Annotated in this window: 16 protein-coding genes; 10 read left to right on the forward strand and 6 right to left on the reverse strand. The window is 60.6% G+C overall.

The genetic code is table 11. The annotated features are described in order from the left end of the window. Window positions 1–67: 67 nt before the first annotated feature. A complete protein-coding gene (locus ACQKI2_RS18415; RefSeq protein WP_427381085.1) occupies window positions 68–811 on the forward strand; it encodes a sterol desaturase family protein in 744 nt (247 codons plus the stop codon). Window positions 812–886: 75 nt separating this feature from the next. On the opposite strand, the gene ACQKI2_RS18420 is transcribed toward ACQKI2_RS18415, so the two are convergent. Next, window positions 887–2,383, reverse strand: a complete 1,497-nt coding sequence (locus tag ACQKI2_RS18420) for a class I adenylate-forming enzyme family protein (RefSeq protein WP_427381087.1) — start codon at window positions 2,381–2,383, stop codon at window positions 887–889. 130 nt (window positions 2,384–2,513) lie between these two features. Here ACQKI2_RS18420 and ACQKI2_RS18425 point away from each other — a divergent pair, with 130 nt between their 5' ends. Together ACQKI2_RS18425 and ACQKI2_RS18430 are read left to right on the forward strand one after the other, a co-directional pair. Next, window positions 2,514–3,734 carry an acyl-CoA dehydrogenase family protein gene (locus ACQKI2_RS18425; RefSeq protein ID WP_427381088.1) on the forward strand — a complete coding sequence of 407 codons (1,221 nt, stop codon included), beginning with the start codon at window positions 2,514–2,516 and terminating at the stop codon, window positions 3,732–3,734. 118 nt (window positions 3,735–3,852) lie between these two features. Further along, a complete protein-coding gene (locus tag ACQKI2_RS18430) occupies window positions 3,853–5,055 on the forward strand; it encodes an aromatic ring-hydroxylating oxygenase subunit alpha (RefSeq protein ID WP_427381090.1) in 1,203 nt (400 codons plus the stop codon). A 21-nt stretch (window positions 5,056–5,076) separates the two neighbouring features. Here the strand turns inward: ACQKI2_RS18430 and ACQKI2_RS18435 are convergent, their stop codons facing one another. Beyond that, window positions 5,077–6,675, reverse strand: a complete 1,599-nt coding sequence (locus tag ACQKI2_RS18435) for a GMC family oxidoreductase (protein WP_427381092.1) — start codon at window positions 6,673–6,675, stop codon at window positions 5,077–5,079. Between the two features lie 124 nt (window positions 6,676–6,799). Here ACQKI2_RS18435 and ACQKI2_RS18440 point away from each other — a divergent pair, with 124 nt between their 5' ends. The 5 genes from ACQKI2_RS18440 to ACQKI2_RS18460 all read left to right on the forward strand — a co-directional run bounded on the left by ACQKI2_RS18440 (window position 6,800) and on the right by ACQKI2_RS18460 (window position 11,470). Next, entirely contained in the window at window positions 6,800–7,120 is a 321-nt protein-coding gene (locus ACQKI2_RS18440; protein WP_427381094.1) for a 2Fe-2S iron-sulfur cluster-binding protein, read from the forward strand. A gap of 91 nt (window positions 7,121–7,211) precedes the next feature. Further along, window positions 7,212–8,420, forward strand: coding sequence for a cytochrome P450 (locus ACQKI2_RS18445; protein WP_427381095.1), 1,209 nt, complete (start codon window positions 7,212–7,214; stop codon window positions 8,418–8,420). 4 nt (window positions 8,421–8,424) lie between these two features. Continuing rightward, window positions 8,425–8,838: a Zn-ribbon domain-containing OB-fold protein gene (locus tag ACQKI2_RS18450; protein WP_427381096.1), complete on the forward strand. Its 414-nt coding sequence runs from the start codon at window positions 8,425–8,427 to the stop codon at window positions 8,836–8,838. Continuing rightward, entirely contained in the window at window positions 8,835–10,004 is a 1,170-nt protein-coding gene (locus tag ACQKI2_RS18455; protein ID WP_427381097.1) for a thiolase C-terminal domain-containing protein, read from the forward strand. The genes ACQKI2_RS18450 and ACQKI2_RS18455 overlap by 4 nt, the downstream gene beginning before the upstream one ends. 32 nt (window positions 10,005–10,036) lie before the next feature. After that, entirely contained in the window at window positions 10,037–11,470 is a 1,434-nt protein-coding gene (locus tag ACQKI2_RS18460) for an aldehyde dehydrogenase family protein (RefSeq protein WP_427381098.1), read from the forward strand. On the opposite strand, the gene ACQKI2_RS18465 is transcribed toward ACQKI2_RS18460, so the two are convergent. Further along, on the reverse strand, window positions 11,471–12,094 hold the full coding sequence (locus ACQKI2_RS18465; protein ID WP_427381099.1) for a TetR/AcrR family transcriptional regulator: 624 nt from the start codon (window positions 12,092–12,094) through the stop codon (window positions 11,471–11,473). It abuts the gene before it with no gap. Between the two features lie 414 nt (window positions 12,095–12,508). Between ACQKI2_RS18465 and ACQKI2_RS18470 the strand changes: the two genes are divergently transcribed. Both ACQKI2_RS18470 and ACQKI2_RS18475 read left to right on the forward strand, forming a co-directional pair. Beyond that, the gene (locus ACQKI2_RS18470; protein WP_427381100.1) at window positions 12,509–15,022 is read left to right on the forward strand and encodes a TonB-dependent receptor; all 2,514 of its coding nucleotides are present in this window, start codon (window positions 12,509–12,511) and stop codon (window positions 15,020–15,022) included. 281 nt (window positions 15,023–15,303) lie between these two features. Continuing rightward, window positions 15,304–16,008 carry an IS6 family transposase gene (locus tag ACQKI2_RS18475; protein ID WP_427381101.1) on the forward strand — a complete coding sequence of 235 codons (705 nt, stop codon included), beginning with the start codon at window positions 15,304–15,306 and terminating at the stop codon, window positions 16,006–16,008. On the opposite strand, the gene ACQKI2_RS18480 is transcribed toward ACQKI2_RS18475, so the two are convergent. The 3 genes from ACQKI2_RS18480 to ACQKI2_RS18490 form a co-directional block, all read right to left on the reverse strand. Continuing rightward, a complete protein-coding gene (locus ACQKI2_RS18480; protein WP_427381102.1) occupies window positions 15,889–16,383 on the reverse strand; it encodes a DUF2924 domain-containing protein in 495 nt (164 codons plus the stop codon). The genes ACQKI2_RS18475 and ACQKI2_RS18480 overlap by 120 nt on opposite strands. Continuing rightward, a complete protein-coding gene (locus ACQKI2_RS18485; RefSeq protein WP_427381103.1) occupies window positions 16,380–16,634 on the reverse strand; it encodes a DUF3489 domain-containing protein in 255 nt (84 codons plus the stop codon). Before ACQKI2_RS18485 ends, ACQKI2_RS18480 begins: the two co-directional genes overlap by 4 nt. 126 nt (window positions 16,635–16,760) lie before the next feature. Then, window positions 16,761–16,979, reverse strand: coding sequence for a hypothetical protein (locus ACQKI2_RS18490; RefSeq protein ID WP_427381104.1), 219 nt, complete (start codon window positions 16,977–16,979; stop codon window positions 16,761–16,763). Window positions 16,980–17,195 lie beyond the last annotated feature (216 nt).

The raw sequence follows: 17,195 nt of genomic DNA on the forward strand, positions 1-17,195 counted from the left end.
TTCGACTTCTTCATCTGTCATCCTCGCTCGGCAGCCCACATGCTAAACGAGAATTTTCCCAAATCGAATGGTCCAGTTTGCCGGAAGCAGGTCACTTGCAAACTCGGCGGTCACGCGACCGCTTGCGGGCACCGGCATCGGTGCCCTGGCCGCGATCCTGCTCCCCGGCTGTCAGGGCGGGCTTTTCCATCTCCCTCTCTGGCAATCTTTTGCGATCAGTTTTCTCCTCATGGAGCTTGGTTTCTACTGGATGCACCGCTGGTCCCATGCGGGACAGCGCGCAGGATCGCCCCTCGGGTGGCTTTGGAAGATCCACAGAACCCATCACTCTGCGGACCATCTCAATGTGTCCGTCACGATGCGCCAGAATATTTTCTGGGCCTTTCTGGTGCCTAATACCTGGGTCGTCGCTTTTGCGGTCTATACGGGAATGGGTTCGGGCGCCGCGCTCGCCCTGATGATCATCTATGCCTGGAACCTGCTCACCCATACGCATTGGCGCTGGGATGCCGGCATGCTGCGCTCGCCGATCTATCGTGTGCTGGCCCACATCATCATCATGCCCAGCCAGCATCACGCCCATCATGGTTATGGGAAGGACGGCAAGATGTACCGGAATTTTGCCGTGATGCTGGCTGCCTATGACTGGATATTCGGAACCCTCCACCTGCCCGAAGGGCGCCCCTCGCGATATGGCGTGCCGGGGCATCGGGCCCACTGGGCAGAAGAAGCCTTCTATCCGCTGAGCCTGTTGGTCCCTGACCTCACCGCTTCTGCAGGGAAGAAACCCGCCGTCGACGAGCAGGGCTGAGGGCGCCGGCGCCTCCATCCGAAGGCAGTCTCGCCAGGTTATTCCGTAAACAGAAGGATCCGGATCGTTCCGGATCTATCTCACTCGCGGCAGTGTTCCCGCCGCGTCGCGGTATTTCTCCCTCATGCCCGGCTTTGACAGCTTGCCGGTCGGCGTCCGGGGCAGAGGCGCCTGTTCCAGCGCCACATATCTGGGAACCTTGTAATCCGCCAGCCGGGCGTTGCAATGCGCAATCAGGGCAGCGACATCAATCTCCTGCCGCGTGTAGACAACCGCCAGCGGTGTCTCCCCGAACTTGGCATCCCTGGCCGCGATCACCATGCATTCCTCAATGCCGGGGAAGGAAAGAACTGCCCGTTCAACTTCAGCAGCCGATATATTGAGGCCGCCGGAGATGATGAGGTCTTTCATCCGGTCAATGAAGGTCAGCAGGCCATCTTCATCCAGCACACCCAGGTCGCCGGTATGAAGCCAGCCGTCCTTCAGTACCTTGGCGGTTTCCTCCGGATTGTTCCAATACTCGATCATGTTCCCCGGGCCGCGCAGGATGATCTGCCCGACGGTTCCCGGCGGGACGCGGTTTCCGTTTTCGTCAATGATGCCGACTTCATTGAAAACGCCGCCCATACCGCATTTCTGGGGCTGAACGCGGGCGAGATGCTCTGGCATAATGGTACCATTGCCGCCACATTCGGTCTGGCCATAGATCTGGCGCAGCACGATGCCTTTCTTCATCCATGTGTCCTGCAGAGCCTGCGTAACCGGCGCCCCGCCACAGGTCGCCATGGTGATGCTGGAAAGATCGGCGGTCTCGAACTCCGGCAGCCGCGAAACGGCTTCAAAGAATACCGGTACGGCGCCGAAGCCGTTGATCTTCTTCTCCACCAGCGTTTTGAGGAAGAGCGCCGGTTCAAAGGCGCTGAGGAAATGCAGTGTGCAGCCGAGGATCGTGTAATGCGTCAGCTGAACAAATCCGGCGGATGTGCTGAGCGGGGCAGGGATGATGACGTGTGATCCCCGGCCGAGGCTTTGCTCCTCAATAGCGTGTGTTGCCACATAGGCGGTCATGCTCCGGTGGGAGAAGACGACGCCCTTCGGCTTTGCGGTCGATCCGCTTGTGGAGATGATCACGGCACGGTCATCGGGGGCGGGTTCACAGGCAGGCTGCGCACGCGGGCCGGTGCGCAGAGGGGCCACACCCTGGATATCGAATGCCCCGGAAGATAGGCCTTCGACCCTGGGAAGTCTTTCACTGTCGGCAAAGATGAAGCGGGGCGCGGTGTCCTCGGCGATCTCGGCAAGTTCATGGGGCGTATAGCGCATGTTCATGGGCACGACTGTTCCGCGCGCCCGCAGGATACCCAGTATCAGGACGCAATACTGCAGGCTGTTTGCCGCACAGATGCCGACCCGGTCGCCCGGCTGGAGACCGCGCGCAATGAGGTCGGCCGCAATGCGCTCCGACCAGTCGCGATACTCACGGTAAGTGACCCGGTCTTCGCCGAAATCGAGCGCGACCGCGTCCGGCATGACTCTGGCCCACCAGTGAATGGCGTCGGTGATTGTCTGCACGAATATCCTCCCAGGACCGGGGCGTTGCGTCGCCCGTCAAAAACCTATCGGTAATAGTTTAATTGTTGCCGCCGTTCATGCAATCCCCTTATAAGGCTGCGGTCTGAGTTTTACCGGAAGGGGCCACCGCATGAACCTCTACTTCACGCTGGTGGAAGAAGCCTTCCGCGAGGAAGTGCGCGATTTCCTGGCAGATCATCTGACCCCTGATCTGCGCGCCTATGCGCGCCGGATGACGAGTGTGTACGCCACCAAGGAGATCGCCATGGCCTGGCAGGCGATCCTGGTGAAGCAAGGCTGGGCGGCGCCCTCCTGGCCGGTGGAGTATGGTGGCACGGACTGGACGCCCGCCCAGCGCTATATCTATGACGTCGAGATGGCCCGCGCCGGCGCCCCGCCGCTCTCCCCCATGGGCATCGGCATGTGCGGCCCCGCCCTTATCGGCCATGGCTCGAAGGCGCAGAAGGACTATTATCTCCCCCGCATTCTCTCAGGCGAGGATTTCTGGTGTCAGGGCTATTCCGAGCCCCATGCCGGATCAGACCTTGCCGCCCTCACCATGTCAGCGGTGGAGGATGGGGATGATTTCATCTGCAACGGCTCCAAGATCTGGACCACCCATGCCCATGAAGCCAACAGGATGTTCTGCCTGGTACGGACGGACAGTTCCGGCAAGCTGCAGCAGGGCATCACCTTCCTGCTGATCGACATGAATGCCCCCGGCGTGCGGGTTGATCCCATCCTGATGCTGTCAGGCGAGCATATCCAGAACGCAGTCTTCTTCTCCGATGTGCGGGTGCCCAAGGCGAATGTCGTTGGCCAGGTGAACCATGGCTGGACGGTCGCCAAATACCTGCTGGAGTTTGAACGCGGCGGCTCCTCCTATGGCCCGCGCCTGCTCGCCCGCGTCCGGGCGTTGCGCGCCACGGCGGCCGAGGAAGGCCAGCTGGAACCCGGCTTAGCGCGCAAGCTGTCGCTCGCCGAGGCCGAAATCCTTGCGCTGGAAGCGGCCGAGCTTCAGCAGATGGCCGACCTTGCCAGCGGCGGCACGCCAGGCCTCAAGGCTTCGATGATGAAGATCCGCGGCACCGAGCTCAGCCAGCACCTCACCGAACTCGCCATCGAACTGGCCGGGGACTATGTCGCGCCCTTCCAGCCGCAGCACACCTCGCCTGGCGGCCCGGTCCTCGTTGCAAACCGGCCGGAGGCTTCGGCGAATTCTCCCGTCGTGGGCCCCGAAAGCGCCGTCACCGTGTCAGCCAAATACCTCAACGACCGGGCCGGCTCGATCTATGCCGGCTCCAACGAAATCCAGCGCGGTATCCTCGCAAAGGGACAGCTCGGGCTCTGAGCGGCCGGGCCCTGACCTATGCCTTGTCAATTGACTTATCCGGCGCCGACTCATAAACTAATGCTGTTAGGTAACAAGAAGACGCCAAGCAGCGCCGTATCAGAGGGGTAGGACTTCCATGAACCTGATAGACAAATCCATTCCGGCCGCGCCGTCTGCCACTGAACCGGCTCTCCCGCGCATCCAGACTCTCAAGGATCTCAGCCCTGACCAGATCAGGGCCATACGGCGGATCCCAAGCCACGATCAGGCCTCCCCCCGCGCCATCGATGAGCGCCGCCCGGCCTCTATCTTCCTCGATCAGGACCGGTTTGATCTGGAGCAGCAGAACGTCTTCCGGAAGTTTGCGGTGCCGGTGACGGTCTCCGCGCGCCTGCCGCGCAATGGCAGCGTGATTGCCCATGACGGATATGGCGTGCCGCTGCTGATCAGCCGGGATACCGACGGCAAGGTTCGCGCCTTCCTCAATGCGTGTACGCACAAAGGATCAAAGCTCGTCGAGGATTGTGAAACCCACCTGACGAAGAAACTGACCTGTCCCTACCATGCCTGGACCTTCGCGCTCGACGGGCGGCTGGTCGCCGTGCCGCGTGAAGAAACGATCGCGAATTTCGACAAGAAGGAGCGGGGGCTTGCGGAGCTTGCCTGCCGCGAAGCCGGCGGCATTGTCTGGGTGATGCTGGACCGGAATGCAGAGCCGGACTTCCGCGGAATGGATGATCTTCTTGCCGCCGATATGGAAGCCTTCGACCTGCCGCGCATGCATGTCTATGGCCAGAAGACCTTTGATCTCGCTGCCAACTGGAAGCTCGTTCAGGAACCTTTCCTGGAGGGCTATCACGTACAGCGCCTGCACGCGCGCTCAGTCGGGCCGATGTTTGCCGACGTGCCGAATGTCACGGATGTGCTGGGTCTGAACATCCGCCAGATTTCAGGGAAGGTGAACTTCACCCCGGAATGCCTCGATATCGACGGCGAGAACATCCATAAATCGGTAACCCACGCCTATCTCGTCTTCCCCAACACGGTGATCGTGACGAGCCCTTACTATATCAGCGTCATGATTATCATACCGCGTGGCCCGGGACGGACGGTTGTTGACTATATGATGCTGACCAGGGGCAAAGCCGACAATGAAAAGGCAGAAGACGTCTACCGCCGCTCTTACGAAATGATCCTCAACGTGTTCGGCAATGAGGATTTCCGGGCCGCCGAAATCTCGCATGCCGGACTCTCCTCCGGCGCAATCCGGGATGTGGTCTATTGCGGCCTCGAGGAGACGATTCCGCTCTATTACGAGATCCTCGAGCGCTTCCTGTGACGCCAGTGCTCATCCTGAGGGTCAGCCCCTCAGGATGATGTCTGCCGCCCGCCAGGCCATCGCCATCACCGGGCCATTGGTATTCCCCGAAGGAATGGCTGGCAGAGCCGATGTGTCCATGATCCGTATACCGTCTAGGCCATGCACTCGCAGTGCGGGATCGATAACGCTGGTTGCCGGATCACGGCCCATCCGGCAGCTGCCGACCGCGTGATAGCCGCAGGTACCGAACCGGTCATAGGCTTCAAGGATTTTTTCATCGCTGTCATAGTCAGGACCTGGCATCGTTTCGGCCTCCACGATGGCCTTCAGCGCAGGCTGCTGAACGAGCCTGCGCGCCATGCGCACCGCGCCGATCATAGACTGGCGGTCTTCTTCCGTATCACGATAATTCGTTACGAGTTCCGGGGGCGCGTCGGGGGCAGAGCTGTTGATGTGGACCGAACCCCGGGACGTGGGCCGCAGGGGATAGGTCACCAGATGCATGCCGGGAAAACGCTCGACATCCTGACGGCCTTTCGCGAAATCGAAACTGAACGGGGCGAGCAGAAACTGCACGTCCGGCCGGTTGAGACCGGGCCGAGACTTGAACCAGGCGACCTGTTCATAGGCGGCCGCAGAGAGCGGGCCTTTGCGGGTCAGATAGTATTGAAGTCCGCTGAGCAGTACCCGCCAGCCATAGTATTTCTTGTTGTGGGAAATATCGCGGTTGAGCTTCCACTGCATGATCAGCCCGCGGTGCTCAATCAGATTCTCGCCGACATTGGGGTTCTCCAGCCGCAGATCAATGCCAAGCCGGGCCAACCGCTCGCGCGCGCCGATGCCGGAACGCTCAAGAATGCCGGGGGACGCCATGGCGCCCGCGCACAGAATCACATCCCGGCGTGCACGGAATGTCTGTGCCTTGCCCGAGGCGATCACTTCAACTCCCGTCACCCGTTTGCCCTCAATCGACACCCGGTTGGCCGTGCAGTCGGTCAGGATTGTCAGGTTCGGCCGGCCGCGCACAGGATTCAGGAAGGCCGTGGCTGCGCTCACCCTCCGGCCCTTGTAGACGGTGCGCGGGGCATAGCCGATCCCTTCAATATCCTCGGGCGCATTCGTATCGGGCTTGTATCGCCAGCCAAGCGACTGTCCCGCCATCACGAAAGCGTCGGTCAGCTCATCCCTGGTATCGGGCATGGTGACGTTCAGCGGGCCGCTGTCTCCGCGCGTTTCATCCGCGCCGAGTTCATGGTTTTCCAGGGCGCGATAGGCAGGCCCGATATGGTCCCAGCTCCAGTCATCGCTGATCGTTTCGGCAATCGCGTCATAGTCGGCCGGCTGTCCACGTACATACATCATGCCATTGATGGAGGATGAGCCGCCCAGCACGCGCCCCCGCACCCAGACTTCCGGGGTCCGGGCATTGGCGTCCTCCGGCTGGCTCGTATACGCCCAGACATGGGCCGGGTCGGCCATCACCCTGGCCAGCCCCTTGGGCATGTGGATGAAGGGGTGTACATCCCGCGGCCCTGCCTCCAGAAGCGCCACCTTCACCTCCGGGTTTTCAGACAGCCGATAGGCCAGCACGCATCCCGCCGCCCCGGCGCCCACGATCACATAATCGAATTCCTGCATGCTGTTTCTTGCCTCCCGATCCCGGATTTCCGGTTCTCTGCCATTGAAAACCTATTAGGCATAGGTTTAGGTTGTCGCGCAAGAGACCCCGGCAAATGCCGGCAAGTGAAGGAGCCTGGCCCACATGGTGCGGATCGAATTTGTCACTCCCTCCGGCGGCGTCCGGCAGGTCGAGGCGCAGGAAGGCGAAACGCTTATGCAGGCCGCCGTGCGCCATCAGATCGAGGGCATCGAAGCCGCCTGCGGGGGCTCAATGTCCTGCGGAACCTGCCATGCCTGGGTTCCGGCTCCCTGGAATGAGCGCATCGCGCCATCAGAGGCGGGCGAGCGCGACATCCTGGAATTCGGCGTCCATATCCGGCCGGATTCGCGCCTGACCTGTCAGGTCGTGGTTTCCGCAGCCCTGGAGGGCGCCCGCATCGAAGTGCCGCCGTCCCAGTCATGAGCGCGATATAAAGGCTTCCAACTAAAAACTAATAATGTTAGGTAATAGACAGCGCGGCGCGTAGACGCCGGATTCTGGAGGAATTCAAGACATGGCTGACAACCTGACACGCCCGGCCGTTCCCGACCATGTGCCGGCGGAGCGCGTGTTCGAGTTCAATATCTACGGCGATCCGAGGCTGACCGATGATGTGCAGGCCTCCTATCAGTCCCTGCACCGCGACGCGCCCGACATTTTCTATTCCCCGCTCAATGGCGGCCACTGGATGGTGACGCGCTATGAGCAAATTTTCGAGGTGGTGAAGGATTACGAGCATTTCTCGGTGCGGGAAATGCAGATCCCGCGGATTGAAAACCCGCCCGTTTTTATTCCGCTCAGCCTCGATCCGCCTGCCAGCCTTCCTTACCGCCAGGCACTGATGCCGCATTTTTCGCCCAAAGCCGTCGGCGCGATGGAGCCGAAGCTGCGGTCCTTCGCGGTCGAATTCATTGAGGAAGTGCTTGCGCGCGGCGAGTGTGACTTCGTGCACGACATTGCCGCCCGCTTCCCGGTCTCCGTCTTTATGGAGCTGATGGGCATGCCACTGGACCGGCTCCGGGATTTCCGTGCGTTGGCGGATGATTATTTCAAGGCGCGCACCAATGAAGAGATCGGGGCGCTGGGGGAACGCATCGTCGGCCTGATGACCGAACTGGTGGAACTCCGCCAGAAGGAGCCGGCAGACGACCTGATATCAAAGATGATTGAATTTCAGGTTGATGGCCGTCCCATCACGCTGGGCGAGCTGCAATCAATGCTGTTCGTCATGTTCCTTGGCGGCATGGATACGGTCACCAATGTTGCCTCCTACACCTACCGGCATCTCGCCCAGGACGGCGTCCTGCAGGCCAGGCTGGCGGCCGATCCGTCCCTGATTCCACGCTTTGTCGAGGAAGGCATCCGCAGCTTCGGTGTCATCAACACGCCGCGCATCGTGGCGAAGGATTGCGAACGCTTCGGGGTGAAATTCCGGGAAGGGGATATGGTGCTCTGCGTCCTGCCGCTGGGCAGCCGTGACGACCGGCGATTTGAAAACTCCGCAGAGTTTGACATTGACCGGCAGGCATTGACGCATCTCACTTTTTCTTCCGGCCCGCACTTGTGTCTGGGGCACAATCTGGCGCGTATGGAAATCCGTATCCTGACGGAAGAATGGGTTAAGCGGATACCGGCATTCTCCTTAAAGCCCGGCCTGCGCCACCATTCCCGCGTTGGCACGGTGATCGCGATCGAGAACCTGCCCATCCAGTGGCCGGTCTGACCCAATGAGTGGTGCAGGCGAAATCTGGTCGACCGGGGCCGATGGCCCCTACTGGGATGGGCTTTCGCACGGGCGGCTGATGCTGCCCCGATGCAGCGGCTGTCGCCGCTGGCACTGGCCGGCAGTCTGGCGCTGCGCGGACTGCGGATCATGGGATCATGAATGGCAACAGGTGGAACCTGCCGGGCAGGTCTATAGCTGGACTCGCAACTGGCATCCCTTCGGCGGGCTTGAAAGCCTGTCGCTGCCATTCCTCATTGGTGTCGTGGCGCTTGAGGCGGCAGGCGGGGCAAGGCTGATGGGCCTCGTCGAGGAGACAGGTGGCCCGGTGAAAATCGGCGCGCCGGTCACCGGAACATTTACAACCACAGTGTATGCAGGCCGCTCCGTCCCCGCGATCCATTGGAGAACCACATGAAACCGATTGCCGGGATTGCGGTCGTCGCCGGTGTGGGCGAGCGCCAGTATCGCCGCGGCGCGTCCCCTCTGCCAGAGCGCGGCGTGCTCGTTCGCGCCATCATTGATGCGTGTGAAGATGCCGGCTTCGATCCGGCCCGGATTGACGGCTTCGCCTCCTATGGCGACGACCGCAACGAGCCAGTCCGGCTGATGAGCGATCTCGGCACGCGGGAGCTGACCTGGTCCAGCCAGGTCTTCGGCGGCGGCGGCGGGGGCATTGCCGGGGCGATCGGCCAGGCCGTCGGCGCGATTGCAACCGGCCAGGCGAAAGCCGTCATCGTCTTCCGCGCGCTGGTGCAGAACAACAGCGGCCGGCTGTCTGCCGCCGTGATGGCGCACCATCTCAACGGCCACATGATGGCCGCCGGGCTCGTCGCGCCTGCGCAGGTCTGCGCCATCCGTGCCCAGCGCATGTTTGAACATCACGGCGTCCCGAAATCGGCGGTCGAAGCCTTCGTCGAGGCCGCCTACTATCATGGCGCACGCAACCCGGACGCCGTTGCTTATGGCAAAGACTTTGACCTTGAGGCCTACAGGGATGCCCGCTGGATCAGCGAGCCGTTCCGCCTGCTCGATTGCTCCAGGGAAAATGACGGTGCCGGCGCGCTGCTGATCGTCAGCGCCGAGGAGGCAAGGGACCTTCGCAAGACCCCCGTTCATATTCTGGGTGTTGCGCAGGGCGCTGCGGCCGGCTGGGGAGACCTGCTGGAGAACGACGCGGATGATCAGTATGCGAGCGCCGGTTTCCGCTCCGTCGCGCGCCAGCTCTGGGCCCAGACCGGGCTCACCCCGGCAGACATTGATGTGGCGCAGGTCTATGAAAATTTCAGCGCGCAGGGCGTGGCCTCCCTGATCGATCATGGCTTCTGCAATTACGAATCGGCGGGCGAATTCTGCCGTTTTGAAAACCTCATCGCGCCTGGCGGAAAGCTGCCCGTGAACACCGCCGGGGGAAACCTCGCGCAGGGCTTTATTCATGGCATCGGCATGCCCATAGAGGCAGTGCGCCAGCTGCGCGGCGAGTCGGCAAATCCGGTTCCCGGTGCGCGCACATGCCTGCTCGCCGGCGGGCCAGGCGCGCCCATTGTCTCTTCCGCCATATTTGGCACGGCAGAGATGGTTTGAAGATCAGGCATAACACGGCAGGAGGCATCGACATGACGGTTGATACAAAACAATACAGCATGCTGATTGATGGCGCACTCACCGCAGGAGAGGGAAGGCTGGATGTCATCAATCCGGCGACCGGCCAGGCCTTTGCCACCTGTCCCCGGGCGTCCGCGCAGGATCTGGACCGCGCCGTCAACGCCGCTGAGCAGGCTTTCACCCGTTGGAAACTGACAGACATCGATCACCGCAAGGCGCTTCTGCGCAAAGCCGGTGACATCATTCTGGCACACGCCGACGAACTCGCTGCCATTTTCACGCGGGAGCAGGGGCGCCCGCTGCCGCTCGCCCTCCAGGAAGTTCAGGGCGCCGGTCAGTGGTTCCACGCCACCGCCGCGCTGGACCTGCCGATGGATGTCACCGAGGACACGGAGACCCGCCGCATTGAGGTCCACCATGTGCCCCTCGGCGTTGTCTGCGGGATTGTGCCCTGGAACTTCCCGGTTCTGCTCGCGGCGTGGAAAATCGCCCCCGCACTCCTTGCGGGTAATACAATCGTCCTCAAGCCCTCACCCTTCACCCCGCTCTGTACCCTGAAGATCGGCGAACTCCTCAGGGATGTTTTCCCGAAAGGCGTCCTGAACATCCTTTCCGGCGGGGATGAGCTTGGCCCGATGATGACCGCCCACAAAGGCTTCGCCAAGATCACCTTCACCGGCTCCACCGCCACGGGCAAGCGCGTGATGGAGGCCGCCTCGCGGGATCTGAAACGCGTCACCCTGGAACTGGGCGGCAATGATGCGGCCATTGTCCTGCCGGATGTGGACCCCGCCAAAGTGTCCGAGCAGCTCTTCATGGGTGCCTTCTTCAACTCTGCCCAGGTCTGTGTCGCCACCAAGCGGCTTTATGTGCATGACGATATCTATGACCGGGTGCGCGACGATCTGGTCAGGCTGATCGAAAATGCGCCGGTCGGTGATGGCAGCCAGCAGGGCGTCCTCTTCGGCCCTGTGCAGAACCTCCCCCAGTATAACCACGTCAACGCGCTGATCGAGGAGGCCAGGGCCGATGGCCTCACCCTCCATCAGGGCCCCATTCCGTCCGGCAACGGTTACTTCATTCCGCTCACGCTTGTAGATAACCCGCCTGAAGATTCGCGTGTGGTGCAGGAAGAAGCCTTCGGGCCGGTCTTGCCGCTGATGCGCTTCCGCTCCGTGGACGAAGTGATCGCCCGCGCCAATGACACCGAATATGGCCTCGCCGGGGCCGTCTGGTCGGCGGATATCGGGAAGGCCGCTGAGATTGCAGCCCGGCTCGACACCGGCACCGTGTGGATCAACCAGAATCTCCAGTCCACGCCGCTCACTCCGCTGGCCGGTCACAAACAGTCCGGCATCGGCGTGGAAAACGGCGTCTACGGGCTGATGGAGTTTACCCAGCCCAAGGCGATTTATATCCCCAAGGATACCGCATCCGTCGTCTGATCAGTTTGCCCTGGTGGTCTTCTCCGCAATCGCGGCCACACCGGCGAAGAAGGTTCTGAGGGTTTCGACAAACAGGCCTTCTTCGTCATGCCGGTTGGCGCGAACGGCACCTGCCAGATGTGGCAGGTCTGTTTGCGAAAAATCTGGCATCGCGGGGATGCCGCGCGAGCGCGAAGCGGCGGCAAAAAGCGCAGATCCAAATGTGATTTTCTCCGAGCCTTCCAGAATCTGAAGCTGCATTTCCGGCGGATACGGACAGAAGGATGTCCAGTAGTCATAGGCTTCCAGGAAGATGCGGCGTGGAAAGAACTCCAGCAACAGGGGCGCTGCATTCGGGTGCAGCAGGATCGTCCGCCGCGCAGCCACACACAGGCCGATCAGTGTGTCTTCCCACCGTTCAGGGTCCACGAAGGGCGCCTGGATATCCCGAAGGATACAGAGCGCCACTTCCGAGAGCAGTTCAGACTTATCCTTGAAATGATGGTAGAGGGAAGGGGCGCGGACCCCGATCTTCCGGGCGACATTTTCAAGGCTGAGCGCATTCAGCCCCTGAACATCAATCACGTCCAGCGCGGCGCGTGCGGCCCGTTCCCTGGAAATCAGTGGCTTTTCTGGTCTACCCAAGATCATTCTCCTCCATCATCATCTGCCTTCTTTTTCCCGCCCGATGCCGGCTCCGGGCATCGGCACTGCGCCGCTTCTGGCTTCGTTCCTGTTCCCCGCCTTTTTGGCAACCCGCCGGGAAGTATGGCAGGAAAGTCTTGAGAACTAATTGCAATAGGTAAAATCCACGAAGTGAGGCTTTTTTGCAACTTTTATTGAATGGCATTTTTTGGAATATAATTCCAGTAATCGGGAAATTTGTAGTTCTGAAATGCTTTTAAGTGGATTGATGAGAATAATATTCTCACAAAATCTTACAAATGAGAACGAATGTTCGAACTACTGAATCTGTTGACGTGCTGAGATGTCGCGAAGTAAGTTCCCTATAACTAATACCGTTAGGCAAATGCCGGGGCGGAGTTTCGGGAGGAAAGCATGTCTCTTCAGTCATCAGAGTCAAATTGCGGTCAGCGGCAGGGCGAGCTGCGCACCAGGTTTCATAAATCACTGTTCGGGGCTGCAGCCCTGGTCGCGCTTGCCGCGTCTTTGCCGGCCATGGCCCAGGAAGCGGATGCGCCGGCTGAGGTTGAGCCTGCAGCCGCGGCCGTTCCGGCGCCGGCGGCCGAAGAAGATGCCGAACGGCTGCGTCGCCTCGGTATCGTAACGGTCACCGCCCGGCGCCGTGAGGAGAGCCTGCAGGACGCGCCGGTCGCTATCACGGCCTTCTCCGGTGAAGGACTTGATGACTATGCGGTGACGCGTTTCCAGGACCTGTCCACACTCGTGCCGACGATGGTCGCCGGCAAAGCTGCCTCCGGTTCCTCTGCCAGCATCTTCCTGCGCGGCGTAGGCTCCACCGCGCTAAGTGCCGGCTTCGACCAGTCCGTCTCTTTCATCATCGATGGCATGCCGATGAGCCGGGGCCGTGAGATTTCGCTCGCCCAGTACGACATCGAGCGGGTTGAGGTTCTGAAGGGCCCACAGGCTCTGTTCTACGGAAAGAACACGACCGGCGGCCTGATCAGCGTCGTTACCAAATCGCCTGCCGACGAGTTCGAGGCCTCTGCCAAGACCGGCTACGGGTTTGAGGCAAGGGAGATCTATGGCGAAGGCATCATCTCCGGGCCTCTGACGGACACGCTCCGCGCGCGCCTCGCAGTGCGCCTGTCGGAATCCGATGGTGCCTTCACCAATACGGCAGCGGCCAGCTACACCGATCCGCTCGGCATGACACGCAGCCCGGTCGCAGACCGCCGCGGCGGCAGCGAGATGGCGAGCGGCAGGCTGACCCTGGCTTTCGAGCCGAATGACATGTTCGACCTGGAACTGAAGGCCGGCATCACCCAGATGGAAGATGGCGGCCCGACGGACGTGCTCGAGCGGATCTGCGGCAGCGGGCGCACCACTCCGGCAACGGCCAATGGCGTTCCGCCCAGCCCGAATGCCGATTGCCGGATTGACGGGCGCTCTGACTCTTCGCGCCTGCCCGCGGAAGTGGCCTCCGCCAATTACCGCTATGCCCGCGACGGCGCGATGTATGCGGACTTTGAGTCCTCCTTTGCCGTGCTGACGGGCAATCTTGATTTCGACAAGCTCGGTGTGTCTTCGATCACCTCCTTTTATCAGTTCGAGCAGACAGACCTGAACAACGTCGCCGGCGAAGCTTATCCCGCCAGCTTCTCCCAGCTCGCTGATTTCAGCCAGTTCTCGCAGGAGCTGCGCTTCCAGACGCGGTTTGACAGCCCCCTGAATTTCATGTTCGGGGCGTTCCTTGCCAATTCGGAATTTACTTTCAATACTGATGCCTACATCTTCCCGGTTCCGATTGATCCGCTGAACGGCACTTATGTGACCTTCAAGCGCGACAATGGCTTTGAAGGCGACGCGCTCTCCTTCTTTGTCGAAGGCACCTATGACATCACCGATCAGTGGGAACTCTCCGGCGGTGCCCGCTGGAGCCAGGAAGAGCGCGATTCCTATCAGCGCTCGCTCCCCGGACACATCGCCTTTGCCGGAGCCTTCCCGGGCAATATCAGCCTTGAGGACTCCTTCAAGGACGAGAATATCTCGCCCCAGGCCACCCTGCGCTGGAAGCCGAGCGCCAATATATCCGTCTACGGAGCCTATAAGGAAGGCTTCAAGACCGGGGGATACAACATATCCCAGGCGCTCACACCGCTGGCTACCGTTGAGGCGGGTCAGTATGACAGTGAGACGGCGAAGGGTTTTGAGGCCGGGGTGCGGTCGCTCCTGTTCAATGACAGCCTTACCCTCAACGCAACGGTATACGACTACACCTATGAAAACCTGCAGGTGCAGGTGTTTGACCCGGTGTCTGTCAGCCTGATCGCAGACAATGCGGGTGAGCTGGAAACCAAGGGGGTCGAGATCGATTTCAACTGGGTGCCCCGCGATCTGACCGGCTTCAGCGTGCGCGGCGCATTTGCGTATAATGATGCAACTTACCAGAACTATGTGGGCCAGTGCTATGGCGGGCAGACCGTCGCCCAGGGATGCAACCAGGTTCTGGTGGGTGGCGTCTATCAGTCCCAGGATTACAGTGGCCGCAGGCCACCGAAGGCGCCTGAGACCGCCGGCCGTCTCGGTGCCAGCTATGAGTTCCCGGTCTTCGGAAATCTCATGGCGTCGGTCTCTGCCGATGCGAGCTATACCGGATCTTACAACTTCACGGACACGCTGCGTCCGGATGCGGTACAGGACTCTTTCACCCGGCTGGATGCTGCGGCCCGCCTGATGGGGCAGGATGATCGTTGGGAACTCGCTCTCATCGGGCGCAATCTGACCGAAGAGTTTGTCGTGACCAGTGCCAATGATATTCCGTTCTCGGGCGGTATCGGGACCGGGACGACGACCGGTGTCACTGCTGATATGTCGGCATTTGTCGAAAATCCACGCGAAATCTACCTGGAGCTTTCGCTTCGCTTCTGAGCTCCCGGCCCCTCGGGCGCTGACCGTCCGGTCAGCGCCCGATTTTTTTGACTGACCGGCGCTTATCCTTTTTCCGGAGCATTGCCGTGCGCAGGATCGGATGATCGACGGATCTCTCCCCGGATTTCTTCACCCTGCTCCCCGGGCAGGGGGGCGGGGCACGGTTCCCGTGAGGGCCAGGCGCCATAGCTGACCGGGGAACGCATCCGGACATACGCGCCCTGGTGATGTCAGCGGAACCGGGTCTTGAGCCAGCCGGGCGGGGCGGTTAGCCTTGGAAAATGGCCCAAAATCCGTTTCGCTACTTCAAGACATCACACGAAATCATTCAGCTCGCCGTGCTGATGTATGTCCGATTTCCGCTCTCACTTCGTAATGTCGAGGACCTGCTCCACGAGCGTGGCATTGATGTCTGTCACGAAAGTGTCCGTCTCTGGGTCGACCGCTTCGGCACACACTTCGCTCACAAAATCCGGAAACGCCGATCGGAATCGATGCGACGTAGCCCCCAATGGCAGTGGCACCTGGATGAAGTCTTCGTCAAAATCCGGGGAGAACGGTATTATCTTTGGCGCGCTGTGGATCATGAAGGGGAAGTGCTGGAATCCTATGTCACGAAGAAGCGGGACAAGGCTGCAGCATTGAAATTCCTCAAGAAAGCAATGAAACGATATGGAAATCCTAAAGTCGTGGTGACGGACAAGTGTCCATCCTACCGGGCCGCGATGAAGGCCATTGGGAATGAGAACCGCCAGGAAACTGGCCGGCATCTCAACAATCGGGCCGAGAACTCGCACCTACCTTTTCGAAGACGCGAGCGGGCGATGTCTCGTTTCAGGCGCATGCGAAGTCTGCAAAAGTTCGCTTCAGTCCATTCGTCTGTGCACAATCATTTCAACCATCAAAGAAACATCGAGGGGAGGGCCAGGTTCAAATCGCTGCGTGACGCCGCCCTTCGCGAATGGCGGGAACTTCTCGCAGCCTGAGGCCCGCTCGCGCGCGACTATCAGAGACGGGTTCGCATTCGTCTGACAGCACCTGTAGACGTGCCCCTGATATCGGTACCCGCCTTTGAGAACATCAACCACATGGGCGACCCCATTCCAGTCGCGGACAAGCCTTGAGCCGGATCGAAGGGAAGGCCCTGCCGGCGCGACGGCCAGGTCACTGGCAATCGCCTGTAGCTTGTTCCGGGTCCTGAGAGGCAGGCCGCCCCACCTGGCGGCCTGAACTTCATATGCAACGAGGCGGCAGAGCAGGGGCGTGCTTATACCTTTGGGCGGCGGCGCGCTGATGAGGTGCTCATACTGATCGATAAGGCTGGAGCGAGACATGCCTTCAAGTTCTGCCGTGGAAGTCATTTCTTCGCTCCGGCGATATGGTAATGGGATTGCCGAGCGCCGTCGGCTGGGGCGAGTTTCTCCAGACTGATGCCGGCTTGTTTCAGGCGGGTAAGGGCGGCCCGAGTGGTATGGGTCTGCCAGCCGAGTTTTGCGGAGAGCGTCTCAACTGTCATGCCCTCGGGTTTGCTGAGGAGACTTTTGAGTTGTTCCGCCTTTGAAAGCTTAAGTGATGGCTTCTTGTCGGTTCGTGTTGATTTGCGGTTGGTCATGGGGTTCCTTTCGGGTTGAGGAAGCGATCAGTGCTTCCACGACCCGAAGGCCCGCAGATCTGGCGGGCGGTCGCGGAGGCTGACGCGACAGAGACAGCAATGCTTGGAAGAGGGCCGTAGTCCAGCCTAATCGCTCTGTAAGCGGATATAATGGAGCATTTCGGCTTCCGCTTCGTCGCAGTGCGATTTTGCAGTGTCGATGAGGCGGTTGAGGGCTTGGATTGACTGGAGTCGCGTTTCGTTTGGCAAATCTGGCAGTTGCGCTTCAGTTGCTTGCTCGCAGGCATCTTCGAGTGACTCCATTGTCTTTATGATCCTACGGCGGATTCTATCGAGGTCGTCCATGGCAGGCACTTGGGCTCAAGTTGACGCGGAAGTCCACGATGCTGACTGGGTCGCTTCGGCAGTTGAACAAGCTAAATTCTAGAGGTGCGCAGTATTAGTCAAAATGCAGACAAACAGGGGGGTGAACCACGCCGGGTTTGCCGGAGGCCATTTTCTTTGAGAGAGTGGCCCTATGACAGACAAGAAGCAGAGATCTCATTACTCGCCAGAGGTGCG

Origin of the sequence: Hyphomonas sp. NPDC076881, assembly GCF_050269995.1 — a bacterium.
GTDB lineage: Bacteria > Pseudomonadota > Alphaproteobacteria > Caulobacterales > Hyphomonadaceae > Hyphomonas.